This is a genomic window from Roseateles chitinivorans, assembly GCF_050632145.1.
Classification (GTDB): domain Bacteria; phylum Pseudomonadota; class Gammaproteobacteria; order Burkholderiales; family Burkholderiaceae_C; genus Roseateles; species Roseateles chitinivorans_B.
The window spans coordinates 4,906,855-4,932,072 of the sequence record NZ_CP192577.1; the positions used below are offsets into that span (position 1 = coordinate 4,906,855).

Genomic DNA, 25,218 nt, shown 5'->3' on the forward strand with positions numbered 1-25,218 from the left:
GAATCACGGACCGGAACGCGGGCCGACGACCGCCGTCACAATGGTCGCCGCCATGAACACGCCCCTGAACGAACGCCTGAATCCCCACGTCGCGCCGGTCCCGCTGAACAAGGCCTACCGGCTGCTCAACCACGGACCGACCGTGCTGGTGTCCGCCGCGCACGGCGGCGTGCGCAACGCGATGGCCGCGGCCTGGTCCTGCGCGCTGGACTTCCAGCCGCCGAAGGTGACGGTGGTCCTCGACAAGGCGACGCGCACGCGCGAGCTGGTCGAGGCCAGCGGCTTCTTCGTGCTGCAGGTGCCGACGGCGGCGCAGGCCGGGTTGACGCACCGGCTCGGCAACCGCAGCCTGCACCAGGATCCGGACAAGCTCGCCCACGCCGGTGCCCGGCTGGTCGACATCGACCTCCCGGCCGATGCGAGCGTGGGTCCGGGCGCGGGCCCGGCCGCGGGCGCGGCTCCGGCCGTCGCCGCGGGCCCCGTCCCGCTGGTGGACGGCTGCGCCGCGTGGCTGGTGTGCCGGGTCTTGCCCGAACCGCGCAACCAGGGGATCTACGACCTGTTCATCGGCGAGGTCGTCGCGGCCTGGGCCGATGCCCGCGTGTTCAGCGACGGGCATTGGCACTTCGAGTCCGCGCCGCCGGAACTGCGCACGCTGCACTACATCGCGGGCGGCCAGTTCTACGCGATCGGCGAATCGATCGTCGTGCCGGACACGCCCGCGGCGGGTTGAGGGGCTTGGGGAGCTTGGGGGGCCGAGCCGGTCAGAACCGGTGCTGGATCCCCAGGCCGACGCTGGACTGCGTATCGGCGAAGCCGTTGTCGTCGCGCGAGACACTGACCACGCCGCCGTCGCCCGACTTCGCCGTCGAGGCGACCGCGTACAGGCTGGTGCGCTTGGACAGTTCGTACTTGGCGCGCAGCGCGTAGAGCTTGGGATCGTCGGTGCCGCTGGCACCGCTGGAGATGTTCTGGAAGTAGACGGCCGGCGTGATGCTCAGCGCGGGCGTCGCCTGCCAGGTCGCGCCCAGCCAGGTCATCGTGCTCTTCGCGTCGGCGCCGCCGACGGCGAATTCCTTCTTGTAGACGCGCTGCGCCAGGAACAGCTTGACCGGTTTCCAGTCGTAGGACGCGGCCCAGTGCAGCGCCTTTTCCTTGTCGTAGCGGCCGTTGGCGGCGATCGTCGCGCCGTTGCGCTGGTCGACGACCAGCGTCGCCGAGAACGGTCCCGCCGTGTACGCACCGGCCAGCGCGAAGAAGCGGCCCGCCGAGTCCGAGCCCGTCACCTCGCCCAGCGCGTAGGTCGCGCCGACCTTCACCGGGCCGAAGGTCCCCTGGTACTTGATCAGGTTGGACATGCCCGTGATCATCCCGTCCTTGCGCGGCTGCGTGGCGATCTGTCCGCCGGACGTGGCCCACGAGTAGAACGGCGCATAGCCCATCGGATCGAAGGGCAGCAGGAAGTCGTAGGTGGTCGTGTACGAGCGGCCGGCGACGACGCGGCCGAACTCGCCCTCCAGGCCGACGTTGGCCTGACGCCCCCAGTACGACGAGCCGGCCATGCCGGTGTCGAAGGCGACCTCGGCCTCGAGCTGGAACACGGCCTTCAGGCCGCCGCCGAGGTCCTCGGCGCCGCGCAGGCCCCAGCGGGACGTGTTCATGCCGCCCGAGGTGACGCCGAAGCGGTGGTCGCCGGCGGCGTTCATGTGGTCGCGGTATTCCAGCAGGACGTCGGCGATCCCGTAGACGGTGACGCTGCTCTGCGCGAAGGCGGAGGTCGCGCACAGGGCCAGCAGGCCGGCGGCGCACAGGGAGTTCAGTCGGACCTTGGTCGTGGCCGTGGTGGTGGTCGTGCGGGAGGATGTCAAGGGAGTCTCCTTGTTGTCGTTGGAAAATCAGGACGCAGGGGCGCCCGCGGTCCTCAATCGGTGAGGGCCGGTTCTGGGGGATCGGGAAGCGGGAAGCGGGACCGGTGCCTGGACGCGCTCAGCGTCTGAGTCCGAAGCGGGTGGCGAGCTCGACGTACTCGCGGTTCTGGCGGTCGATGACGGCGCGCAGCGCCGGCCCGGTGAGCGCGAGCGGGAACAGCCCGTGACGCGCGCGGACCTCGTCGAAGGCCGGCGCGGCCATCAGGCGGTCGAAGGCGGCGGTCCACGCGGCGACGTCGCCGTCGGAGACCTTCGGGCCGACATAGAAGCCGCGGATCGCGGGCCAGACGATGTCGACGCCCTGCTCCCGCGCGGTAGGAACGCCGCCCAGCGGCCCGGGCAGGCGCCGCTCGGCGAGCACCGCCAGCGCGCGGAAAGGACTGGCGGGACCGAGCTTGTCGAAGACCTCCGACGCATCGCCCATGTAGACCTGGACGTGGCCGCCCTTGAGCGCGGCGATGGCCTCGCCGCCGCCCTCGAAGGCGACGAAACGCATCGACTTGTGGTCGACGCCGCCCGCTCCGGCGACCAGGGCCGACTTGACCCAGTCCTGGCTGCCGATCGTGCCGCCGGCGGCGAAGCTGATGCGGCCCGGATCGGCCTTCAAGGCGACGAGCAGCTCGGGCAGCGTCTTCCATGGCGACTGGCGGCCGACCAGGACCACGCCGTAGTCGACGCCGACGGCGGCGATCCAGCGCACGTCGTCGACGCTGCGCTTGCCGAAGCGGCCGTGCGAGAGGTTCAGCAGGGAACCGCTGGAGAAGGCCACCAGCGTCTGCGGCTCGGCGGGGCGTCTCGTGACGATCTGGTCGAAGGCGATGGCGCCGACGCCGCCCGGCATGTAGCTGATGCGCATCGGCGTCTGCGTGAGGCCGGCCTGCTGGAACGCGGCCTGCGCGAGCTTGCAGCTCTGGTCGAAGCCGCCGCCGGGCTTGGCCGGGGCGATGCATTCGGGCGCGGCATCGCCGCCCGGCAGGGCTGACGCCGCGGGCGCCGAGGCGCCACGGCCCGGCTGCGCTGCGGCGCCGGAGGGCGCGGCCAGCCAGAGGACGGCGGCGAACGCGGCCATCCAGTGCCGCGCGGCTCGAAACCGCACGGTCGTGCAGCGGCCCGCCCGGGAGGTCGGGGTCGATTCCATGTCTTGTCTCCTCGCGGTGGTCTGTATCGCCGCCGTCCGTCGTCGATCGCGACCGGTCGCGATTCGTCGACAGGACGCGCGGTCGCCCGCCACCTGCTTGCGGCGGACTCTAGGGAGACGGCGCTTTCAGCCGGCTTTCAGCGTGACAGGAATTTCGGTCGGCGCGCGCAGCGGAAGCCGAAGCGTCACCGCCGTGCCACGCTCCAGGCCGCCGGCATCGACGCGCGCCGCGGTGATCTCCATGTCGCCGAGGTGGCGGCGCGCGATCGCCCGCACGATGGCCAGCCCCAGTCCAGAACCCGGCAGGTCGACATTGCTGCCGCGGAAGAAGCGCTCGCCGGCGCGCGGCCGCTCGTCGGCGGGAATGCCGGGGCCGTCGTCGACGACGCGGATCACCGCGAGCCGTCCATCGCGGTCGTTCGCGCCGTCGGCTTCATCGGCTTCATCGGCCCTGCCTGCCTTCCCGGTCTCTGCCGACACGCCGGCCCCGCGGCGCTCCACGCCGACCTGCAGCGTCACCGCACCGCCGCGCGGCGTGTAGCGCAACGCGTTGTGCAGCAGGTTCAGCAGGGCCTCACGCAGTTGCCCCTCGTGCCCGAGCACGACGATGTCCCCGTCCGCGCGCTCGAAGCCGAGATCGATGCCCTGCTCCCGCGCCAGCGGCCAGGATTCGCGCGCGCAGCGGTCGGCCAGGCGGTCCAGCGAAAGCGGCGTCATCGCGACCTGCGCGGTGTCGGCGCGGGCCAGCGCCAGCATCTGGTTGGTGCGCCGCACGGTGTCGTCGATCTGGCCCTTGAGCGCGGCCAGCGCCTCGGCGAGCCGCGCCGGGTCGCGCTCCCGGCGTGCGTACCCCACCATCGTCGCCAGGGTGGCCAGCGGCGTGCGCAGCTGGTGCGAGGCGTCGTCGACGAAGCGCCGGCGGCCATCGATCAGCTCGCGCTGCCGGGCGAGATGGTGGTTGATCGCCCGCACCAACGGGGCCGCGTCGGCGGGCACCCCGGTCTCGTCGACCGGCGAGAGGTCGTCGTCGGCGCGCGCCTCGACCTCGCGCCGCAGCCGGTCCAGCGGCCGCAAGGCCCAGCCGATCACCAGGGCCAGCGTGCCCGCGACGATGGACACGGTCAGCAGGTCGCGCCACACCGCCTGCAGCAGCAGCGCGCGAGAGAACGCATTGCGCGAGTTGGTGCTCTCGGCCACCTGGATGATCATCCGCCGACCGGGCCGCTCGGGATCGAGCTCCCGGGCCCAGGCGCCCACGCGCACCGGGGCGCCGAAGTACTCGGCGTCGATGAAGCGCGGCACGCCGGTCTTCAGCGGTTGACCCGGCAGCGGCAGGCCGGCGTTGCCGATCTCGACGAGGCCGTCCTCGGTGCTGACGCGGAAGAAGACCTGACCGCTGGCGGTGAGTTCGAAGAACTCCAGCAACCGGTACGGCATCTCGACGGACAGGCCGCCGGTCTCGGTCGAGACGTTGCTGTCGATCGCCTTGATCGCGCCGAGCAGCGAGCGGTCATAGGCGGAGTTGGCCGCCTGCAGCGCGGTGCCCCAGGTCAGCGCGAGCTCCAGGCCGACGGCCGCCAGCATCACCGGCAGCACCAGCGCCAGCAGCGTCCGGCGGACGCTGAACCGGTGCCACCGGGTGGGTAGCGAAGGCCAGCGCAGGCCGGGGCGCTTCGCCCCCGGCGTCTGCGCCCGGGCCGGACTCATGCCGCTTCCAGCACGTAGCCCAGGCCGCGCAGCGTGGTGATGCGGACCTTGCCGGACTCGATGCGGCGGCGCAGCCGGTGGACGAGGACCTCGACGGCCTCGGGCCGCACGTCCTGCTCGTCGGAGAACAGGCGCTCGAGGATCTCCTGCTTGGACATCGGCTCGCCGCTGTGCTGGATCAGCGTGCGCAGCACCGCGTGCTCGCGCGGCGACAGCGCCAGCGGTTCCCGGTCCAGCGTGAAGAGCTTGGAGGCGGCGTCATACACCAGAGGCCCGCAGGCGAAACGCGGCTGGTCGCGGCCGCGCGAGCGGCGGATCAACGCGATCAGGCGGGCTTCGAGTTCCTGCAGCTCGAACGGCTTGGCGAGGAAATCATCGGCGCCTTCGTGCAGCGTGCTGACGCGTTCCATCAGCGAGTCGCGCGCGGTCAGCACCAGCACCGGGACGCGGGAATCGGCGTCCCGCAGGCGGGCCAGCACCTCGTGACCGCCGAGCCCCGGCAAGCCCAGGTCCAGGATCATCGCGTCGTAGCGCATGGCGGCGAGCTGGTTCAGCACCAGCCGCCCGTCATCGACCCAGTCGACGACGAAGTCGTTCTGGCCGAGCGCCTTCACCAGCCAGTCGGCCAGGGGCTTTTCGTCTTCGACGAGGAGGATGCGCATGGCGCGCGATGCTAGCGCCGCGGTCGACGGTGTCAGCTAGTGTCTTTCCACATCCCACCGGTACCTGCGCCCGTTACGTCGGATGTCCACCGGTGTCGCCATTTCCGAGATTTCCGCTGCTGTCGACATCTGGGGAATCCAACCACCCCAGTTTGAACATGACGAACCCAGCGAATGCAAGAAGAGCGGCGTATACAACACCAGCCGCGGCCCAGGAGACCAAGAATTCACGCAACATGGAATGCCTTTACAAAAAGAAAGTAATGCCCGTAGGCGTTGAAAATAACCAACCACCACATCGTCAGAAAAGAAAGAAACTGACGGAATCGCCCCTGAGGGGTCTTGGCGCCTGAAGTCAAGCATGGTTCGAGCCATCGGACAATGACCATCCAGATTGCCAACGACACGAAGATCAATGCCGGCACGACAGGAGGAAGTAGCGCCCTGACAGCCTCGTTGGGTGTATTGCAGACCAGATCTCGAATGGAGATTGCCGCCGTGCCATCAAATACTAGGAACAGCAGCGCGGAGTCAGCAGCAGAACTCAATAGCGCGGCCCTGCCTCGTAGCGTCATGTTGAGAATCCAGGTCACCGCGGGCGGGCAGATTCCAGCAAGCCAATAAGCCAATACCTCCGGCGTCATGGGAACTCCAAAGTCGTCCGATGCATCAGATGCTAGATCGACGGGAGATACCTGAAAACGACGCGAGCCCGCGCTTTGCGAGGTTCGTGCCATCAAAACAGTGCAAACAAGTAGTCCGGCCTTGCAGCCGGACAAAACGGGGCTAGCGAACCGCGCGGAACGCGCGCAGGACCGATGGAGAAATACCCCTGATCAGCCGTGTCGCAGGCAGAAGCGCCGCGCGCCCGGGCCCTGATCGGCACCGTCTCCCGACGGCACGAGTTCCCGCCGCACCGTGGCCGCGAAACTCGCCAGGCTGGCGCTGCGCAGCGCCAGGAACGGCACCTGATGCCGCTCGCTGAGGCGCTTGAGGTTCAGCGCCGAATCGTGATCGATGCAGTCGACCGGGAACACCACGAGATCCGCGCGCGGCAGCAGCGCCGCCAGCAGGCCCTTGCGCGTCTCGAGGCCGCCGTCGTGGTGCAGGAATTCCCCGTCGCGGCTCTCGACGAAATCGCGGATCGCCGGCGTCGAGCTCGGCCGGCCGCCGACGTAGAGGATGCGACGACCGACCAGCAGCGCCGCGCCATCGCTGCCCGCATCCGGGACGCCGGCGCTGAGCCGCTGCAACTCGGCCTCGGCGGCGGCCAGCTCCTCGGCCTGCGCGCGGACATGCGCCTGCGTGCGCTCCAGCTGTTCCTTCAAGCTCTCCCGTTGCCGCACGGCGTCTTCAGCCACGCGCTCCGCGCGCTCGCGGCGCTCGGTCTGCACGGCCACCTGCGCGAGGAGATCCTGCGCCGACGCCGACGATTCCGACCGCATGACGCTGGTACGCACCTCCGCCATCTGCCGCTCGGCATCGACGGCCTGCCGGCGCATCTGCTCAGCCATGCGGTCGCGCTCCTGAAGCGCATCGTGCCGGCGCGCCTGCTCGCGCTCCAGCCGCTCCTCCAGTTCGGCATGGCCCTTCTCCAGCGCGACGAAGCGCTGCAGGTCATGCCGGTTCGCCGACGCCATCAGGTGGGACAGCATGTGGACCTCGCCGAACACGGTCTGCCGCAGCGCGACCGTCACCGCCTTGTGCGTCAGCACGGCCCAGTAGGCGCCCTGGATGTCGCCGCGCCGCCAGGCCTCACGCCAGGCGGTCTCGAGCGCCGCCTCGTCCGTCGCGGCCGCCAGGGACCGGACGGCGCCCGCGTGCCGCTGGTCGAGCGCCTTGTGCAGCGCCTTCGCCACGTCACCGCCCTGCGGCGCGAGGGAGACCGCGGTGTGATGGACCTCCAGGTCGCTCATCCCCGCCACGTCGACGTGGCGGCTCATCAGCCGGCGCAGTTCCGACGTGCCCAGGCAGTTGCCGATCACCGAGCAATGCAGATGGGGATCGAGTTGATGGAGTCGCGACCGGTTCGCGACCGGCGTGTCAGGCGACGCCGTCGAATGGTCCGACGGCTCGGCGAGTGGCGACCCGAAGGACGTCGGCCCGGTCGACGCCTGCCCGACGATGGACGCTTCTTCGTCGCAGCAGGCGATCGGGGCCAGGCGTCCCGGCATCGCGTCCTCGGTGCGCGGGGCGTCCGCGCCGGCGAGCGCGGCCAATCCACGGGGACGGAGCTTGAAGGGAGGCTTGTGCATGGCGGGCGACGGCTGACGACCCTTCGCAATATACCGTTGAATATTACGAAGCGCATTCCGCCACCCGCCACCCGTTACCAGCTACCCGCCGGCGGCAGGCTGCCGGCGGGGCTGCGCCGGTTCGTCGCCGATCAGGCCGCCGTGCCGCGCGCCGCGTCGATCGTCGCGATCGCCTCGACGGTGTCGCCGTGGCGGACCAGCCAGCTGACCTTCTCGAGCTGGCGCAGATCGCGGGAGTTGTCCGGATCGCGCTGCGCCATCAGCTGGCGACGGACATCGCGCAACAGATGCATCGCGTTGTCCTGGTGATCGCAGTAGAGCTCGACCTGGACCGCGCGCAGCTGCTGCTGGATCGTCGCGCGGCGCTCCGACCGGCGCGCCATGTCGTCGGGATCCGTCGAGGCCTGGGCCGACGCCGCGGCGAACCCGGCGACCATGGCGAGGATCGGGGTGGACTTGCTCATGTGCTTCTCCTTCGACTCGGCGGGCTCCGCGCCGGTGGCGTCTTGTGCAGGCGTCGCCGTGGGCCGCGGGGCCGGTCGGGCCGATTGCGTCAAACATCGTGTTGCCCTGGGCGTAAGGTGCGCCCACCGAATTAGGGCCTGCTTAAGAATTCGCGCGATCGGGCGTCGGGAACCTCGTCACGGCGCTGGGCGCACCGGGTTTTACGCGGCCGCAACGTCGCCGTCACGGACCGTCACACGAGGGGTCGCTCCATGACGGCGCGTGACCTCGCCCCCGCGCAAGTGCAGAGGGTCGCCAGGGTCACTTTTGGCGGACGGTCCGCCTTTGTATGCCAGTGTGTCCGCCGCCCGGCTCGACATGCGCCGTGCCAATTCACCGGGGCCGTCACACATCGTCGATACATCGGACCGATGAAATGCGGGCCATGCAGCAAGTGACGCTGCCCTACTGGAGCCCGCCATGTCCTCGATCACCGACCACGTTCAAGTCCTCTACACCGCCAACACCCGTACCACGGGCGGACGCGACGGCCGCGGCCAGTCCGACGACCAGCGTCTGGACGTCCAGCTGGGTTCGCCCGGCACCGCCCGCCCCGGCACGAACCCGGAACAGCTGTTCGCGGTCGGCTGGTCGGCCTGCTTCATCGGCGCGATGGGCCTGGCCGCCCACGCGATCGGCGTGCGCCTGCCCGCCGACGCGGCCGTCGACGCGGCGGTCGACCTCAACAAGGGCGTCGACGGCTACTTCCTGAGCGCCAAGCTGCGCGTCAGCCTGCCCGGCCTGCCCCGCGACACCGCCTACGAGCTGATCAAGCGCGCCCACGACACCTGTCCGTACTCGAAGATGACGCGCGGCAACATCAACGTCGGGCTGGAGCTGGCCTGAACCCGCGGCCGCCGGGAGTGCCGTCGTGACGCGATGGCTGTTCGCCCTCCTCTTCCTCCTGGGCGGCGCGGCGCACGAGCTGCGCCACCCGGTGCAATGCACCGCGATCACGGGCGGCGCAGGCCCTCGGGGCTCAGGACGCCGGGATCGCGATGCCCTGTAGCCGGAGGGCCTCGCGCAGGACCTCGCGCGACACCGGCGCGGCGATCTGCCCGCCGTAGTAGCCCCCTTCGGTCGACTCGTCGATCAAGGTGGCCACGATCAGCCGCGGCCGGCTGATCGGCGCCATGCCGACGAACAGCGAGCGGTACTTGCCGATGACATAGGCCCGGCCTTCCAGCTTGCGCACGGTGCCGGACTTCCCGCCGATGGCATCGTCCGCATCGAAGGACGCGTCCCTCGCGCCACCCGCGGCCAGCCAGAGCATGCGGCGGATCTGTGCCGCCGTCTTCGCCGAGTACACCGGGACCGGGGCACGCGCCGGCGTCGACACGCGCAGACGCAGCGGCCGCACCGCCCCGTCGCCGGCGAAGGCGGTATAGGCGCGCGCAATGCCCAGCAGGCTGGTCGAGAAGCCGTAGCCGTAGGACATCGTCGCCTGCTCGATCGGCTTCCACCGGGCCCAGGGCCGCACCCGGCCGACGGCCACGCCGGGCACCTCGTCGAGCGCCCGTTCGCCGAATCCGAGCCCCCGGAAGCGTTGCCACATCTCCTCGGCGGACAGTGACCGGGACAGCAGGGTCATGCCGACGTTGCTCGATTTCTCGATCACGCCCTCCGCCGTCAGGACGCCGAAGCAGCCGACATCCGAGATGGTCGCCCCTTCGAACCGGAGGTGGCCCGGGCCGGTGTCGAAGACGGTCTCCGGCCTCACGCGACCCAGGTCCAGCGCCGTCGCCATCGTGATCGGCTTGGCGACCGATCCCGGTTCGAAGGCGTCCGACGCCGCGCGGTTCCTGAGCTGGTCCTGCCGCCAATGGCGACGTTCGTTCGGATCGAAGCTCGGGTAGTTGGCCATCGCGAGGATGTCGCCGGTCCGGGCATCGAGGACCACGACGCTGCCGGACTTCGCCGCATGGCCGTCCACGGCGTCCTTGATGCGGCGGAAGGCCAGCAGCTGGATGCGCGCGTCGAGGGTGAGCCGGACATCGCGCCCATCCACCGCGCCGACCGTTTCCGGCGCGTCCGCGATCGCCCGACCCAGCCGGTCCTGGATCACCGCGCGCAGGCCGTCGGTGCCAGCCAGTTCGGGATCGAAGCTGCGTTCCGCCCCTTCCTGCCCGCGATGGTCGACGTCGGTGAAACCGACCACCGCCGCGACGATCTCGCCGTCGGGATAACGTCGCTGGAAACCCTGCCCGGACGCGCGCGGCACGCTCGATGCGAGGACCGTTCCGTGACGGTCCTGGATCTGGCCGCGCCGCGCCGCCACCGGCGCTTCGGCATGCACGCGCCGGTCGCCCTGCGACGCGTAGAAGTCCTGGCCGAGCAGCTGGATCCATGCCGCGCGCGCGGCGAGACCCAGGAAGCCCGCGAGGAAGAGGAGCTGGACGAATCGCGTCCGCCAGACCGGTAGCGCCACGGTCAGGAGATCGCTCCTGTGGAAATGCAGGGGCTGCTGGTGAACGTGCTGGTGAACGTGCTTGTCGGCCATCGCGGCGCAGCCTAGCGGCGCGGCGCGGGGCCGCGGGCGGGAAGATCGGTTACGGCGGTTCCACCTGCGGCGGTGGGTATAGTGAATTCCACCGCCACTCCGCCGCGAGCGCCTTTCGGCCATGAGCCCCGATTCCCCCGCCATCACGATCGCCGCCTTCCACGACGAGCGGACCGGCACGGTCAGCTACGTGCTGGCGGATCCGGCGACCCGCCAGGCCGCGATCGTCGACCCGGTCCTCGACTTCGACCTCAAGTCCGGTCGCACCGCCACGACCCAGGCGGACCGCCTGCTCGCGCACGTCGCCGAGGCGGGGCTCACCGTGCAGTGGATCCTCGAGACCCACGCCCACGCCGACCACCTGTCGGCGGCACGCCATCTGCAGGCGCATGTCGGCGGGCGCATCGCCATCGGCGAGCACATCCGCGAGGTGCAGGCGGTCTTCCGCAAGCTCTACAACCTCGAGCGCGACTTCCTGCCCGACGGTCGCCAGTTCGATCACCTGTTCCGGGACGGCGAGGTCTTCCACATCGGCGGCATCGCGGCGCAGGCGATGCTCGTGCCGGGCCACACGCCGGCCTGCATGGCCTACCGCATCGGCGATGCGGTCTTCGTCGGCGACACGATGTTCATGCCCGATGTCGGCACCGCCCGCGCGGACTTCCCCGGCGGCGACGCGGCGACGCTCTACCGCTCGATCCGAGGCCTGCTGGCCCTGCCGCCGGCCACGCGCCTCTTCGTCTGCCACGACTACCCGCCCGACGGCCGCGCGCCGGCCTGGGAGACTACCGTCGCCGATCAGCGCGCCCGCAACATCCACGTCCATGACGGCGTCAGCGAGGCGGAGTTCGTGGCGCTGCGCACCGCGCGCGACGCGCGGCTCGAGGTCCCGACGCTGATCCTGCCCTCGATCCAGATCAACATCCGCGCCGGGCAGCTGCCGCCGGCGGAGGACAACGGCGTCAGCTACCTGAAGATTCCGTTGAACACGCTGAGCCGGCAGTGAGCCGCCAGTGAGCCTGCGGTGGGCCGGAACAAGACCGGCCGTCGATCAATGCCCGCCCGCCGGGGCGCCCAGGTCCTCGCGGTCGACCGCCACCGGGAACGGCGCCAGCCACGCCAGCACGATCGGCGGGATCGAGAACACCAGCACCCAGCCGAAGAAGCTCGCGTAATGCTGGCCCACGCCCGCGTACAGCCAGCCGCTGACGCTGCCCGTGGCCCACTTGGTCAGCGCCATGACGCCGGTGGCCATCGCGTAGTGGGTCATCTTGAAGGGTCCGGGGGCGATCTGCTGCATCATGTACAGCATGTGCCCGACGGAGCCCATGCCGAAGCCGAACTTCTCGATCGCGACCACGGCGCCGATCCACCACAGGTCCGTCGGCAGCGCGTGGCTGAGGTAGTAGTAGGTCAGGTGCGGCAGGTTGAGCGCGATCGCCAGCAGCAGGAACGAGCGCCGCAGCGTCATCTTCGCAGCGATGAAACCGCCGAGGAACGCGCCCGCGATGAACGCGATCGTGCCGGCGCTGCCGTAGATGTGACCCAGCGCCGCGTTGTCCAGGCCGAGCCCGCCCGCCGTGCGCGGATCCAGCAGGAACAGCGGTCCGAACTTCTCGATGAAGCCTTCGCCGAAGCGGTAGAAGAACACCACCGCCAGCATCATCCAGATCGACGGCTTCCGGAACAGCGTGATCCATGATTCCCGCAGCGACACCATCGCGCTGGACAAGTCCTGACCCTGCACCGCCGACGGCGCGCCCGGGGGCAGCACGCGCAGATGCCACAGCCCGAAGCCGCCCATCATCGCGGCCGCGCCCAGCATCACCGCCATCCAGCACTGCACCCAGGTCCAGCCCAGCGAGCCGTGCAGCCAGCCGGTCAGCGACACCAGCAGCCCCGAGGCAACCACCGCCCCCAGGTTCCAGCACATGCCTTGCAGGCCGGCGTAGCGCGCCTGCTCGCGCGGGCTCATCGTCGTCATGAAGACGCCGTCGGCCACGATGTCCTGCGTCGCCGAGGCGAAGCCGGTGATCCAGAAGAAGGCCAGCGAGGCGCGGAAGAAGCCGTCCAGCGGCAGGCAGAACGCGACGGCGCCGATCGACGCCATCATCAGGAACTGCATCGTGATCACCCACCAGCGCTTGGTCCGGTAGGGTTCCAGCAGCGGCGACCACAGGGGCTTGAGCACCCACGGCAGGTACATCTGCGAGGTGTAGAGCGCGATGTCCTCGTTGGACACCCCCAGGTTCTTGTAGAGGATGGCGGCGACCAGGCCGACCAGCACGTTGGGCAGGCCCATCGCCAGGTACACGGACGGGACCCAGGTCAACGGATGCCGGGCGTGGACCGGCGTCGCCCCGCCGTCCGGCGTTTCCGCCGACGCCCCCGCCGGCGCGCCTTCCGCGCGCGGCTGCGCGCCGCCACCGGCGACCCGGGATAGATCTGCACTCATCGATTCGTCTCCTCTTGTGGGACGAAGCATAGAGCACGCTGACAACGTTGTCATACCCGGGCAATTGCGGAGGCGGCCATCGGGATGCTCGCCGAGCCGTGGACACGGCGGGCCCGGTCGTGCGTCGTACGGTTCCCTCCTCTGGCGTGAACGACTGCGCGGCAGGTCGCCGGACGTGGGGACGACAGCCTCACGCGGCGTTGAGGGGCCCCTCACGGACAGGTTTCTGAAGGCTGTCGGGCGCAATCTCAGTACACCTCTCGTAACACCCGGCCTCCCCCGGTCACGACCATGTCCATCCTCCGCAATTTCCGCATCGGCAAACGCCTGGCGCTGGCCTTCGCCGCCGTGCTGGTGCTGCTGTGTTTCATCGCGGCCTTCGGCATCCAGCAGATGTCCCGCATCAACGACAACGTCCAGGACCTGAACACCAACTGGCTGCCCAGCGTCGCCAAGCTGGCCGACATGCAATCTGCCGCCAACGAGACGCGCCGCCTGTCGCTGCGCGGCGCGCTGGAGATCGACGAGGGCGCCCGCGCTGCGCTCGTGAAGCAGCACGACGCCTCGGTCCAGGCCTTCGACAAGGCCGCCAGCGCGTACGAGCCGTCGATCAGCGGCGACAAGGAACGGCAGCTCTACGGCCAGATCCGCGACGCGTGGAAGGCCTACCTCGACGCCGACGCCGAGATGCAACGCGCCATCGCCGGCGGCGAGGCGCAGCATGAGACGGCCCGCAAGCTGGCCGGCGGGCGCTCCTCCGCCCTGTTCACCGCACTCGCCAAGGCCGTCGACCTCGACGTGGCCTACAACCGCGACGGCGGTGACCAGGCCGCCAAGGATGCGGCCACCTCCTATGCCAACGGCCTGCGCGTGACGCTGGGCGTCGTGGCCGTCGCGCTGGCGATCGGCATCACGCTGGCACTGCAGGTCACGCGTTCCATCACCACCCCGATCGCCCAGGCCGTCCGCGCGACCCAGGACGTCGCCGCCGGCGACCTCACCGTGCAGATCCACGCCGAAGGCCGTGACGAACCCGCCGACCTCCTGCGCGCCATGGGTCGCATGGTGGAACAGCTCGGCCGCCTGGTCGGCCAGGTCCGCGACAGCAGCGAGAGCATCGCCAACGGCTCCAAGGAGATCGCGCAGGGCAACGCCGACCTGAGTTCGCGCACCGAGACCCAGGCCAGCAGCCTGCAGCAGACGGCGGCCTCGATGGAGGAACTGACCAGCTCCGTGGCCCAGAACGCGCAGTCCGCCGGCCAGGCCAGCCGCATGGCCGCCGACGCGTCCGGCGCCGCGGGCGAAGGCGGCCAGGCCGTCAGCGCCCTGGTCGAGACCATGCAGGGCATCAGCGACGCCTCGCGCCGCATCGGCGACATCATCGGCACGATCGACGGCATCGCCTTCCAGACCAACATCCTGGCGCTGAACGCCGCCGTCGAGGCGGCCCGGGCCGGCGAGCAGGGACGCGGCTTCGCGGTCGTCGCTTCCGAAGTCCGGGCGCTGGCGCAGCGTTCCGCGGCTGCGGCCAAGGAGATCAAGGACCTGATCCAGGCCAGCACCCAGCGCGTGGACACCGGTGCTCGCCAGGCGCAGAGCGCCGGCGAGGTCATGCAGCGGGTGGTCGCGCAGGTCGGCCAGGTCGACACCCTGATCCGGGAGATCTCCGCCGCCACGCAGGAGCAGAACGGCGGCATCCAGCAGGTCGGTGACGCCGTCACCCACCTGGACCAGGTCACCCAGCAGAACGCCGCCCTGGTGGAGGAAAGCGCCGCCGCGGCCGAAAGCCTCAACGGCCAGGCCCAGCAACTGGCGAGGCTGGTCAGCCAGTTCCGGGTCGGCGTCGCCGCCTGACGGCGGCTGGTTGGGGGAGGACGATTACCTAAGTCACCACCCCGAGCGCCCCCCGCTGGCTATCCTTTCTTTCGGTCAAGAAGGACAACCAGATGCTCACGCCGCGTTCGGGACACCAAAACCCCTCTCCCTCACTCGCAGGGCCGCCGTCGCGGCCCCGTTGGCCTTGGGGGCGTTGCTCGCCCTGGGCGCCTTGGGGGGCTGCTCGTCCCTCGACAAGATCAACCCGTTCTCCAGTTCGGACAAGCCGACGGAGGTGACCAAGGGCAGCATCCAGGCCTCGGCCCAGGTGAACCCGAGCGTCACCAAGCGTCCGTCCCCGCTGCTGGTGCGGGTGTATGAGCTGAAATCGGACGTCGGCTTCAATGCGGCCGACTTCGTCAGCCTGTACCAGAAGGACCAGACCGAACTGGGCACCGAGCTCGTTTCCCGCGAGGAGATGACGCTGCAGCCCGGCGAGGCGCGTCCGTGGTCCAAGAAGATCCTGTCGCCCGAGACGCGTTTCGTCGCGGTCTTCGCCGCCTACCGCGACCTGGAGCGTGCGCGCTGGCGCGCGGTGGTGCCGGTGGTCGTCGGCAGGAAGCAGGAGATCCTGATCCAGGCCGACGAGCTGTCGGTGAGCGCGACGGTCAGGCTGCCGTGAGCTGGCACAGCAAGGTCATCTGGTCGCAGGGCATGTTCCTGCTGCCGCACCATTTCCAGCAGGAGACGCGCTACCTCGAGCATCTGGTGGACAGCCGCGCCCGCGCGCTGGCGCCGCACGGCTGGGGCTTCACCGAGCTGGTGCTGGACGAGGCGCTGCTGAGCGTCGGCCGGCTGGGCATCGTGCGCGCGAGCGGCGTGCTGCCCGACGGCACCCCGTTCCAGATCCCGCAGGCGGACGCCGCGATGGCGCCGCTGGAAGTGCCGGCGGACCTGAAGGGCGACATGGTCGTCCTGGCCGCGCCGATCGCCCGACCGGGCACGGACCAGGTCGCGTTCAACGGCCACGATGCCGGCGAGCTGCACCGTTATCACGTCGTCGACCAGGACCTGCGCGACCAGACCAGCGCCGGCGACGAACCCGAACCCGTCCAGACCGGCGCGCTGACCTTGCGCCTGCTGCCGGCCCGCGAACTCAACGACGCCTATGCCGCGCTCGGCGTGGCCCGCATCGCGGAGCGCCGCGCCGACCAGCAGCTGGTGCTGGACCGCAGCTACATCCCGCCGCAGACCCGCATCGACGCCAGCGGCCACCTGTCCGCGATGGCCTCGCTGCTGCACGGGCTGGTGCGCCAGCGCGCGCAGCTGCTGTCGTCGCGCATGGGTCAGCTCGGCAACGGCGTGTCCGAACTGGCGGACTTCCTGATGCTGCAGGCGCTGAACCGCGCCGACCCGCTGTTCCGCCAGCATGCGGCCTCCCCGCACGTGCATCCGGAAACGCTGCACCGCGACTGCCTGCAACTGGCCGGCGACATGGCCACCTTCGTCAGCGACACCCGGCTGGCGTCCGAATACCCGCTGTACCGCCACGACGACCTGCGCGGCAGTTTCGCCCCGCTGCTCGAGGACCTGCGCCGCATGCTCAGCGTCGTGCTGGAGCGCAACGCGCTGCAGATCGACCTGACCGAACGCACCCACGGCGTGCGCACGGCCGTCGTCCCCGACGCCGACCTGCTGCGCAGCGCGAGCTTCGTCATCGCGGTCAACGCGCAGGTGGCGGCGGAACAGCTGCGCCAGCGTTTCCCCGCGCAATCCAAGCTCGGCCCGGTGGACCGCATCCGCGACCTCGTCAACCTGCAGTTGCCGGGCATCAGCATGCGCGCGCTGCCGGTGGCGCCGCGCCAGCTGCCCTTCCACGCGGGCTTCCACTATTTCGAGCTGGACCGCGGCGGCGACCTCTGGAAGCAGCTCGAGCGCAGCGGCAGTCTGGCGCTGCACGTGGCCGGCGATTTCCCCGGACTGGAACTGGAGCTCTGGGCCATCCGTCAGTGAGCGCCGCTCACCGCGACGCCGGGCCCCGCCCCATTCCGCCACCGATCCAAGACAAGTAACCTCCGGGAGCCGGCATGGACCCCTCCGCGCTCAACGATCCGTTCGCAGGCTTCGACGATCAGCGCACCTTCATCAAGCCCCGTCCGGGCGGCGCGCAGGCGCCGCGCGGTGCCCTGCCGTCGCCCGACTCCGTCCAGCCCGACGCCGCTCCGCCGGCCGCCGGGCTGAACCCGTTGCTGACGCTGGCCAACCCGCTGCTGCTGCTGGTGCCGCAGCTGCGGGCGACGCGCCGCGTGGACGACGTCGCGGTGCTGCGCAACAACCTCGCGCAGGGCATCCGCGATTTCGCGGCCCGCGCGGCGGCCGCCGGCATTCCGCCGGAGCGCGTCATGGCGACGCGCTACGTGCTCTGCACGATGATCGACGAGGCCTGCGCCGACACGCCCTGGGGCGGTTCCGGCGTCTGGGCGCGGCACAGCCTGCTGTCGATGTTCCACAACGAGACCTGGGGCGGCGAGAAGGTCTTCCAGCTGATGGCGCGCCTGGCCGAGAAGCCGGAAGCCAACCGCGACCTGCTGGAACTGATCTACGCCGCGCTGACGCTGGGTTTCGCCGGCCGCTACCGCGTGATCGACAACGGTCCGGCGCAGCTGGAAGCGGTGCGCGATCGTCTCGCGCAGATCCTGAAGCAGCAACGCGGCGACTATCCCGCCGCACTGGCGCAGCACTGGCAGGTCGAGGCCATCACGCAGCGCCGCCACATCGGCTGGCTGCCGCTGGCGGCGACCGCGGCGCTGACGGCGCTGCTGCTGGTCGGCGTCTACCTGTCGCTGACGCTGTCGCTGGCGGAGCGTTCCGACCCGGTGTTCGGCCAGATCCAGGGCCTGCGCCTGTCGCCGCCCGTGGTCGCGCCGCCGCCGCCGCCGGCCAAGCCGCGGCTCGCGCAGTTCCTGCAATCCGACATCAAGGCCAACCTGGTCACCGTGCGCGATGAAGTCGACCGCAGCGTCGTGATCATCCGTGGCGACGGCCTGTTCGCGCCGGCCAGCGCGTCGATCGTGCCGGAGCGCGAGGCGCTCATGGGACGCATCGCCGATGCGCTGACGCAGGTCCAGGGCACCGTGCTCGTGACCGGCCACAGCGACAACACGCCGATCCGCACGGCCCGTTTCCCCTCCAACTGGCACCTGTCCGAGGAACGCGCGAACACCGTGCGCGAGCTGCTGATCGCGCGCCGCGTCGCGCCCGAGCGCATCCGCGCCGAGGGCCGCGCCGAGGCGGAGCCGGTGGCCCCGAACGACACGCCCGCCAACCGCGCGCTGAACCGGCGCGTCGAAGTCAGTCTGATGGTCAATGGCCGGGCGCCTGAAGCGCCGGCGCGCGGAGCTTCCCGATGAAACGCGTCCTGGGATGGATTTTCAACCGCTGGGTGCTCCTGGCGGTGCTGGTGCTCGCCGTCGCGCTGCTGATCTGGATCGTCGGTCCGCTGGTGGCCGTCGGCGAGGCACGCCCGCTCGACACCGAACGCTCGCGCTGGATCACGATCGGCGTGCTCGTGCTGATCGTCGCGCTGTGCATCGCCTGGAGCCGCTGGCGCGCCAAGCGCGGCAACAGCGCCGTCGTGAACCAGTTGCTCCAGCAGCCCGCCGGGGACGCGCCCGAGCGCGAGACCGCCGACATGCTGGCGGTGCGCGAGCGTTTCCGCCAGGCGCTGCAGATGCTGCAGCGCTCGCGCTTCGGCGCGGAAGGCTCCGCGGGTTTCGGCGCCAAGCTGCGCTCGCGCTTCGGCGGCCGCTATCTCTATGAGCTGCCCTGGTACCTGATCATCGGCGCGCCCGGTTCGGGCAAGACCACGGCGCTGCGCCACAGCGGCCTGAACTTCCCGCTGGCCGACCAGATGGGCGACCACGCGATCCGCGGCGTCGGCGGCACGCGGCACTGCGACTGGTGGTTCACCGACCAGGCCGTGCTGATCGACACCGCCGGCCGCTTCACGACGCAGGACAGCGATCCCACCAACGACAAGGCGACCTGGAGCGGCTTCCTGCAGATGCTGCGCCGCTCGCGCCCGCGCCAGCCGATCAACGGCGCGCTAGTGACGGTGTCGGTGACCGACCTGCTGTCGCGCAGCCCGGCCGAGCGCGCCCAGCATGCCGCGACCGTGCGCGCCCGCGTGCAGGAGCTGCAGAAGGACCTGGACATCCGTTTCCCGGTCTACCTGCTGGTCACCAAGGCCGACCTGCTGTCGGGCTTCATGGACTACTTCGCCACGGCCGACAAGGATCAGCGCGCGGCACCGTGGGGCTTCACCTTCCCGCGCAGCAGCACCTCGCCGCTGGCCGGTTACGGCGCGGAGTTCGACGCCCTCGAGCAGCGCCTGCAGAACGGCCTGATCGACCGGCTCCAGGCCGAGCGCGATCCGCAGCGTCGCGCCCGCATCTACGGCTTCCCGGCGCAGTTCGCCAGCCTGCGCGCCCTGCTGGCCGAGTTCGCCGAGGGTGTCTTCGCGCCCTCCCCGTATGAAGCCCAGCCGCTGCTGCGCGGCGTCTACTTCGTCAGCGGCACGCAGGAAGGCACGCCGATCGACCGCGTGCTCGGCTCGGTCGCGCGCAGCTACCAGATCGAGAACGCGGTGCTGGCGCCCAACCAGGCCAGCGGTCGCAGCTACTTCCTGAACCGCCTGCTCAGCGAAGTCGTCTTCGCCGAAGCCGGCCTGGGCGGCACGCACCGCGGCTGGGAACGGCGCCGCAACGCGCTGGCGCTGGCCGGCTACGCCGTGGTCGCGGTCGCCGGCATCGGCCTGATCACGGCCTGGACCGTCAGCTACTTCAACAACAAGAAGTACCTGGAAGAGACCTCGGCCCGGGCGGACCAGGTCCGCGAACTGCTGCAGGCCACGCCCAACCGCGCCACGGCCGACCTGCTGCCGATCCTGCCCGCGCTGCAGGCGACGCGTGCGCTGGCGGCCGTCGACGACCACGTGCCGTGGACGATGCGCCTGGGCCTGTTCCAGGGCAGGAAGCTCGACAGCGCGGCGCGCGCGTCCTACCAGCGGATGCTGGGCGACGCGGTGCTGCCGCGGCTGGTGCTGCGCATCGAGGAACAGCTGCGCCAGGGCGCGGCGACGCCCGTCACGCTGTACGAGGCGCTCAAGGCCTACGTGATGCTGCACGACCCGCAGCACTTCGACGCCGCGGCGCTGAAGCAGCACGTCGAGAGCGACTGGGAGACCACGCGCCGGGAGCTCACGCCCGATCAGCGCGCGGCGCTCGGCGCGCATCTGGACGCGCTGCTGTCGCAGGGCGGCATCGCGTCCCCGCTCCCGGAGGACGCCTCGCTGCTGACGTCGGTGCGCACGCAGCTCGCGACGCAGCCGCTGCCGCAACGCATCTACAACCGGCTGCGCGCGCAGGGCCTGGGCACCGAGTACCCCGACTTCACCGTCGCGCGCGCCGGCGGCCACAACGCGCCGCTGCTGTTCACGCGGGCCAACGGCGCGCCGCTGACGCAGGGCGTGCCGGGCTTCTTCACCCGCGACGCCTACCTGCGCGGCTTCCAGCCGCGGGTCGGCCAGGTCGCGGACGAGCTCGCCGCGGAAGAGCCCTGGGTGCTGGGTGTTGCCGCCGCACCGAAGAATCCGCAGGACCTCGTGCGCGCCAACGCGCCGCTGGTCGACGACGTGCGCCGGCTCTACCTGAACGACTACGCGGCCTCGTGGGAGTCCTTCCTCAACAGCGTCAAGCTGCTGCCGATGGCCACGGTGCCGCAGTCGGTGGAGCGCTCGCGGATGCTGTCCGCGCCGGACAGCCCGCTGGGGCCCTTCCTGAGGGCGGCCTCGCGCGAGACCACGCTCGCGCAGCCCGGCAACGCGATCGAGAACGCCGAACGCCGCGCTGCGGACCTGGTGCAGCAGACCCGCGAGAAGGTGGCGGGCATGTTCTCCGGCAAGCCCGGCCAGCAGAACCCGGCGGACCCGAACGCGCCGCGCATCGAGAACATCGTCGACGACCGTTTCGTCGGCCTGCGCAGCATGGTCACGGCCCCGGCCGGCGGCGGCAAGTCGCCGCTGGACGACACCGTCGGCCTGATCGCCGAAGCCAACATCATGCTGACGGCGGCCGACTCCGCGCTCAAGGGCGGCAGCGCGCCGCCGCCCTCGCCGGTGCCCACGCGGCTGAAGGCCGCCGCCGCGATGAGCCCCGAGCCGCTGCGCACGATGCTGGACGACCTCGGCAGCAGCAGCGCCCGCGTGTCGCAGGGCGCGATGCGCCAGAACCTCGGCATGGAGGTGCGCTCGCAGGTCGGCGAGTTCTGCAACCAGGCCGTGGCCGGGCGTTATCCGCTGGACCGCAACTCCTCGCGCGACGCCACGCAGGCGGACTTCGCGATGCTGTTCGGACCGGGCGGCAAGATCGACCAGCTCTTCCAGCAGAAGCTCGCGCCCTACGTCGACACGACGACGCGGCCGTGGAAGTTCCGGGCCGTCGAAGGCACGCCGCTGGGCGGGGACAGCGGCACGCTGCCGCAGTTCCAGCGCGCGCAGGCGATCAAGGAGACCTTCTTCCCCGGCAGCGCCACGCCGTCGCTGCGGCTGGACTTCAAGCCCATCGAGATGGACACCACGATCCAGCAGTTCATCCTGGACGTGGACGGCCAGATCGTGCGCTACAGCCACGGCCCGCAGATCCCGACCTCGGTGCAGTGGCCGGGTCCGCGCGGCAGCTCGCAGGTGCGGGTGCAGCTGAGCCCGGTCAGCGCGAGCGGCTCGTCGGGCCTGGTCAACGACGGGCCGTGGGCCCTGTTCCGGCTGTTCGACCGCGTCAAGATCGAGAAGACCAGCGCCCCCGAACGCTTCAAGGCCACCTTCGAGATCGAGGGCCGCAAGGCGGTCTTCGAAGTCACCGCCAGCAGCGTCCGCAACCCGTTCCGGCTGCCGGAGCTCAACGAGTTCCGTTGCCCGGGCGGCCTGTGAACCGCATCAGGAGAACCCCACCATGAGCGCGCTGCCCGAAGCCCTGAACACCGCCGGCGATGCCGTGCCCGGCTGGTACGGCAAGGTCGCCGCGCTGGGCGACTTCGCCCAGCGCCGGCTGCCGCAACACTGCGTGCAGCATTGCGATGCATGGCTGTCCGGGATGATGCAGGACCTGCCGAAGACGCTCGGTCCGCGCTGGCTTGACACCTACCTGACCGCACCGGTGCTGCGCTTCGCGTGGGCGCCGGGCGTCGTCGACATGAAGTGGTGGTTCGGCGTGCTGATGGCCAGTTGCGACAACGTCGGCCGCTACTTCCCGCTGGTGATCGCGCAGCCGCGCACGCAGCCGCCGGTGGACCGCGCCGGGCTGGACCACCTGGACCGCTGGTACACGGTGCTGGCCAACGCGGCGATGCGCACGCTGGACGACACCGCGACGGTCAACACGCTGGAGGCGGCGCTGGCCGCCGCCCCGCCCTGGCCGTCCAGTCACGCGGCGACCCTGCCCGCGCCGGAGAACGCGGTGCAATGGGTCAGCTACACCGCACCGGCGAGCCTGCTCACCGCGGCGGTGCCGATGCTGGCGGCGGGCGAGCTGCTGGAGCGCCTGGCCGGTTGCACGGTGTGGTCGCCCAACCCCGAGCCCGGGGAACAGGTCCACATGCGCTGGGGACCGGGGCTGCCGTACGTGGAGGCCTTCGCGGCGCTGCTGACGAAGAAGTCGGGCTGATCCGGCCCGGCCGGGCCGCCGCCGACGGCCGGCGCGCGACGGAAGCGTCCTCCTGTGCGACATTGCGTCCCAGGGAGAACAGGCAAATGAAGACTTTCGGACGCAGCCTCGCGCTGGGATTCCTGCTGGCCGCGCTCGTGCTCTGCGGCGTCGGCACCGTCGCCATGCGCAGCGCCTACCTCATGGAAACCGCCGCCGACGGCGTGACGCAGAGCCACCAGGGCCTGCGCATCCTGGCCGAGCTGCTCAACGACGTCGCCGAAGCGGAGGCCGCGCAGCGCGGCTTCATGCTGACCAAGGACGCCGTCTATCTGACGGCGCTGGACAAGTCGACGGCCGAGGTCAACGCCGACATGGCCGAGATCCGCGTCACGCCCGCGTGGCGGTCGCGCGCCGTGGACCTGGACAACACGGAGAAGGACATCGCGGCGCTCCTCGTGCTGTTCCGTGAACGCATCGCCGATCGTCAGACGATGACCTTGGAGGAGGTCACCCGCTCTCCCAAGGTCAACCAGGTCCGCCAGCGCATGGAACGGCTGCGCGGGCGCTTCAACACCATGGAGCAGGACGAGGTCGAGCACCTCGTCGCACGCTCAGCCGAGATGGGTCAGACGACACGCCTGGTCAAGGCCGTGGGGCTCGGCGGCACGGCGCTGGGCCTGCTGATCGTCGTCGTCACCGGCCTGGTCCTGCAGCGGCTGCTGATGCAGATGGTGGGCGCCTCGGCCGTGGACGTGGCCGCCCGTGCGCGCGAGCTGGAAGCGTCCTCGCTCAAGCAGGCCGGGGCGACGAAACAGACCTCCTCCGCCGCCGTCGAGCTCACGGCCACGATGCACGAGGTGCAGGCCGCCGCCAACCAGATCGCGCAGCGCTCGACCGAGGTCGAGGAGATGGCCTCGGCCAGCACGCGCGCCGCGAGCGCCGGCAGCCAGGCGATGGCCCGCGCGCGCGAGGCCACCGTGGGGCTGAGCCAGCAGATCGACAGGGTCGTCACGCAGATGACGACGCTGGGCAAGGAGGTCCAGGGCGCCTCGACCGTCCTCGGCGCCATCGAGGAACTGGCGGAACGCACCAACATCCTCGCCATCAATGCCACGATCGAGGCCTACGGCGCGGGCGATGCCGGCGAGCGCTTCCGCGTGGTCGCCGACGAGATCCGCCGGCTGGCCGAGAAGGTGCGCGCCGATGCGGTGGACATCCGGCGCCAGCTCGATTCGATCCGCAACGTCTCCAACGCCACCATCATGTCGACCGAGGCCGGCGTGAAGGCGGTGGCGGCGAACTCGTCGCTGTTCTCGGAAGCGGAGGCGATGTTCTCGCTGATCTCCGAACGCGTGGCCGCATCGGACATCGCGAGCAAGGAGATCAAGATGGCCACGCACCAGCAGTCCAGCGCGGGGCGCCAGCTGGAGGTCGCCCTGACCGATGTCGGTCGCGCGACCGCCGACGCGGAACAGGTCGCGCAGCGCAACCTGGAGACGGCCGCGGCGCTGTCGAAGACCGCGCAGCGGCTGAGCGCGTTCGTGGCGTCGCCGACCCGGTGGCCGGCGGCAGGACCCGCCACGGTCACCGCACCGCGCGGCGCGCCGCGCACCTGAAGCAGTCGCGCCTGGCGGGTCGCCACGGCGCGCCACGGGGGTCGACGCTCAGAGCGGCATGCGCCGCGTCGAGTCGTCCTCCTCTTCCAGCGGCACCGGACCGGAGTCGACCGTCGCATCTTCCGCGGCGGTGCCGGCCTCGTCGGTCGGTGTCTGCACCGCCGTCGCCAGCATCGGCTCGCCCACCCACAGCGCGATCGCGCTGAAGTTGTCCTGGTCGGGCAGGCCGCGTTCCTCGATCACGGCGCGCATCGCCGCCAGCCAGTCGTCCGGCGACGCCGCGGCGCGCAGGGTGTCGTGGATCAGCGTGTCGCCCGCGCTGCCCCACCAGCCGTCGCTGCACAGCAGGAACACGTCGCCGTCCTGCAACGGCTGCGGCGCGGTGGTGTGCGGGTTCAGGTCATCCTCGATGCCGAGCGCGGCCACGAGGTGGTTCTTGTGCGGATGGTCCTCCGCCTGTTCCGGCGTCAGCAGGCCGGCCTCGATCAGCATCTGCACGACGCTGTCGTCCTGAGTGATCGTGTCGATCTGGCCGCCGCGGATGCGGTACAGGCGCGAGTCGCCCACGTGCGTCCACAGCGCGAAGTTGCGCTGCGCGTCGACGCACAGCGCGACCAGCGTCGTGTGCATGCGGTCCCGGCCCGTGCCCTCGACGCCGCGACGCACGTCGTCGTGCGCGGCCAGCACCGCGCCGGTCAGCAGCTCGGGGCGCCACGGCAGCGTCGCGTCGCCCAGGCTGGTCTGCATGCGGTGCACGGCCCGGCGCGCGGCCTCGGCCCCGTTGCGGTGGCCTCCGGCGCCGTCGGCCAGCACGGCGTACCAGCCGGGGCCGTTCTCGTGCGCCACGATGGCGTCTTCGTTGTTGTTGCGCGCGCCTTGTTCGCTGCAGGCGGCAACCCTGATCTTGAGCATGGTGTGAACGACGTGTAGGACAAACG

Annotated in this window: 20 protein-coding genes; 10 read left to right on the forward strand and 10 right to left on the reverse strand. The window is 70.7% G+C overall.

The features are described from left to right. Positions 1-76 precede the first annotated feature (76 nt). The gene (locus ACQ86G_RS22540) at positions 77-733 is read left to right on the forward strand and encodes a flavin reductase family protein (protein WP_431261469.1); all 657 of its coding nucleotides are present in this window, start codon (positions 77-79) and stop codon (positions 731-733) included. 31 nt (positions 734-764) lie between these two features. Here ACQ86G_RS22540 and ACQ86G_RS22545 read toward each other — a convergent pair whose 3' ends face one another. The 7 genes from ACQ86G_RS22545 to ACQ86G_RS22575 form a co-directional block, all read right to left on the reverse strand. Next, positions 765-1,868 carry a porin gene (locus tag ACQ86G_RS22545; protein WP_431257402.1) on the reverse strand — a complete coding sequence of 368 codons (1,104 nt, stop codon included), beginning with the start codon at positions 1,866-1,868 and terminating at the stop codon, positions 765-767. A gap of 118 nt (positions 1,869-1,986) precedes the next feature. Further along, a complete protein-coding gene (locus ACQ86G_RS22550) occupies positions 1,987-3,066 on the reverse strand; it encodes a Bug family tripartite tricarboxylate transporter substrate binding protein (protein WP_431257403.1) in 1,080 nt (359 codons plus the stop codon). A 126-nt stretch (positions 3,067-3,192) separates the two neighbouring features. Next, positions 3,193-4,773, reverse strand: coding sequence for a sensor histidine kinase (locus tag ACQ86G_RS22555; RefSeq protein WP_431257404.1), 1,581 nt, complete (start codon positions 4,771-4,773; stop codon positions 3,193-3,195). Further along, positions 4,770-5,435, reverse strand: coding sequence for a response regulator (locus tag ACQ86G_RS22560; RefSeq protein ID WP_431257405.1), 666 nt, complete (start codon positions 5,433-5,435; stop codon positions 4,770-4,772). The genes ACQ86G_RS22555 and ACQ86G_RS22560 overlap by 4 nt, the downstream gene beginning before the upstream one ends. Positions 5,436-5,662: 227 nt before the next feature. Continuing rightward, positions 5,663-6,079 carry a hypothetical protein gene (locus ACQ86G_RS22565; protein WP_431257406.1) on the reverse strand — a complete coding sequence of 139 codons (417 nt, stop codon included), beginning with the start codon at positions 6,077-6,079 and terminating at the stop codon, positions 5,663-5,665. A 192-nt stretch (positions 6,080-6,271) separates the two neighbouring features. Then, positions 6,272-7,690 (reverse strand): DUF2325 domain-containing protein, encoded by a 1,419-nt coding sequence (locus ACQ86G_RS22570; RefSeq protein WP_431257407.1) that lies wholly within the window; start codon positions 7,688-7,690, stop codon positions 6,272-6,274. Between the two features lie 131 nt (positions 7,691-7,821). Further along, positions 7,822-8,154 (reverse strand): hypothetical protein, encoded by a 333-nt coding sequence (locus tag ACQ86G_RS22575; protein WP_431257408.1) that lies wholly within the window; start codon positions 8,152-8,154, stop codon positions 7,822-7,824. Positions 8,155-8,614: 460 nt separating this feature from the next. Between ACQ86G_RS22575 and ACQ86G_RS22580 the strand changes: the two genes are divergently transcribed. Beyond that, entirely contained in the window at positions 8,615-9,040 is a 426-nt protein-coding gene (locus ACQ86G_RS22580; protein WP_431257409.1) for an Ohr family peroxiredoxin, read from the forward strand. A gap of 133 nt (positions 9,041-9,173) precedes the next feature. Here ACQ86G_RS22580 and ACQ86G_RS22585 read toward each other — a convergent pair whose 3' ends face one another. Continuing rightward, positions 9,174-10,694, reverse strand: coding sequence for a peptidoglycan D,D-transpeptidase FtsI family protein (locus ACQ86G_RS22585; protein ID WP_431257410.1), 1,521 nt, complete (start codon positions 10,692-10,694; stop codon positions 9,174-9,176). Between the two features lie 121 nt (positions 10,695-10,815). Between ACQ86G_RS22585 and ACQ86G_RS22590 the strand changes: the two genes are divergently transcribed. Beyond that, positions 10,816-11,700 carry an MBL fold metallo-hydrolase gene (locus ACQ86G_RS22590; protein ID WP_431257411.1) on the forward strand — a complete coding sequence of 295 codons (885 nt, stop codon included), beginning with the start codon at positions 10,816-10,818 and terminating at the stop codon, positions 11,698-11,700. 45 nt (positions 11,701-11,745) lie between these two features. Here the strand turns inward: ACQ86G_RS22590 and ACQ86G_RS22595 are convergent, their stop codons facing one another. Further along, positions 11,746-13,149 (reverse strand): MFS transporter, encoded by a 1,404-nt coding sequence (locus tag ACQ86G_RS22595; RefSeq protein WP_431257412.1) that lies wholly within the window; start codon positions 13,147-13,149, stop codon positions 11,746-11,748. A 291-nt stretch (positions 13,150-13,440) separates the two neighbouring features. On the opposite strand from ACQ86G_RS22595, the gene ACQ86G_RS22600 reads away from it, so the two are divergent. The 7 genes from ACQ86G_RS22600 to ACQ86G_RS22630 all read left to right on the forward strand — a co-directional run bounded on the left by ACQ86G_RS22600 (position 13,441) and on the right by ACQ86G_RS22630 (position 24,280). Further along, positions 13,441-15,003 (forward strand): methyl-accepting chemotaxis protein, encoded by a 1,563-nt coding sequence (locus ACQ86G_RS22600; RefSeq protein WP_431257413.1) that lies wholly within the window; start codon positions 13,441-13,443, stop codon positions 15,001-15,003. Between the two features lie 166 nt (positions 15,004-15,169). Continuing rightward, positions 15,170-15,646, forward strand: a complete 477-nt coding sequence (gene tssJ / locus ACQ86G_RS22605; protein WP_431257414.1) for a type VI secretion system lipoprotein TssJ — start codon at positions 15,170-15,172, stop codon at positions 15,644-15,646. Next, positions 15,643-16,977 (forward strand): type VI secretion system baseplate subunit TssK, encoded by a 1,335-nt coding sequence (gene tssK, locus ACQ86G_RS22610; RefSeq protein ID WP_431257415.1) that lies wholly within the window; start codon positions 15,643-15,645, stop codon positions 16,975-16,977. The genes tssJ and tssK overlap by 4 nt, the downstream gene beginning before the upstream one ends. Positions 16,978-17,051: 74 nt before the next feature. Then, the gene (locus ACQ86G_RS22615; RefSeq protein WP_431257416.1) at positions 17,052-18,374 is read left to right on the forward strand and encodes a DotU family type VI secretion system protein; all 1,323 of its coding nucleotides are present in this window, start codon (positions 17,052-17,054) and stop codon (positions 18,372-18,374) included. Further along, positions 18,371-21,949 (forward strand): type VI secretion system membrane subunit TssM, encoded by a 3,579-nt coding sequence (gene tssM, locus ACQ86G_RS22620; RefSeq protein ID WP_431257417.1) that lies wholly within the window; start codon positions 18,371-18,373, stop codon positions 21,947-21,949. The genes ACQ86G_RS22615 and tssM overlap by 4 nt, the downstream gene beginning before the upstream one ends. Before the next feature lie 22 nt (positions 21,950-21,971). Further along, positions 21,972-22,682, forward strand: coding sequence for a type VI secretion system-associated protein TagF (tagF, locus tag ACQ86G_RS22625; RefSeq protein WP_431257418.1), 711 nt, complete (start codon positions 21,972-21,974; stop codon positions 22,680-22,682). Positions 22,683-22,768: 86 nt separating this feature from the next. Then, positions 22,769-24,280, forward strand: coding sequence for a HAMP domain-containing methyl-accepting chemotaxis protein (locus ACQ86G_RS22630; protein WP_431257419.1), 1,512 nt, complete (start codon positions 22,769-22,771; stop codon positions 24,278-24,280). 48 nt (positions 24,281-24,328) lie between these two features. Here ACQ86G_RS22630 and ACQ86G_RS22635 read toward each other — a convergent pair whose 3' ends face one another. Beyond that, the gene (locus tag ACQ86G_RS22635; RefSeq protein ID WP_431257420.1) at positions 24,329-25,192 is read right to left on the reverse strand and encodes a PP2C family protein-serine/threonine phosphatase; all 864 of its coding nucleotides are present in this window, start codon (positions 25,190-25,192) and stop codon (positions 24,329-24,331) included. Positions 25,193-25,218 lie beyond the last annotated feature (26 nt).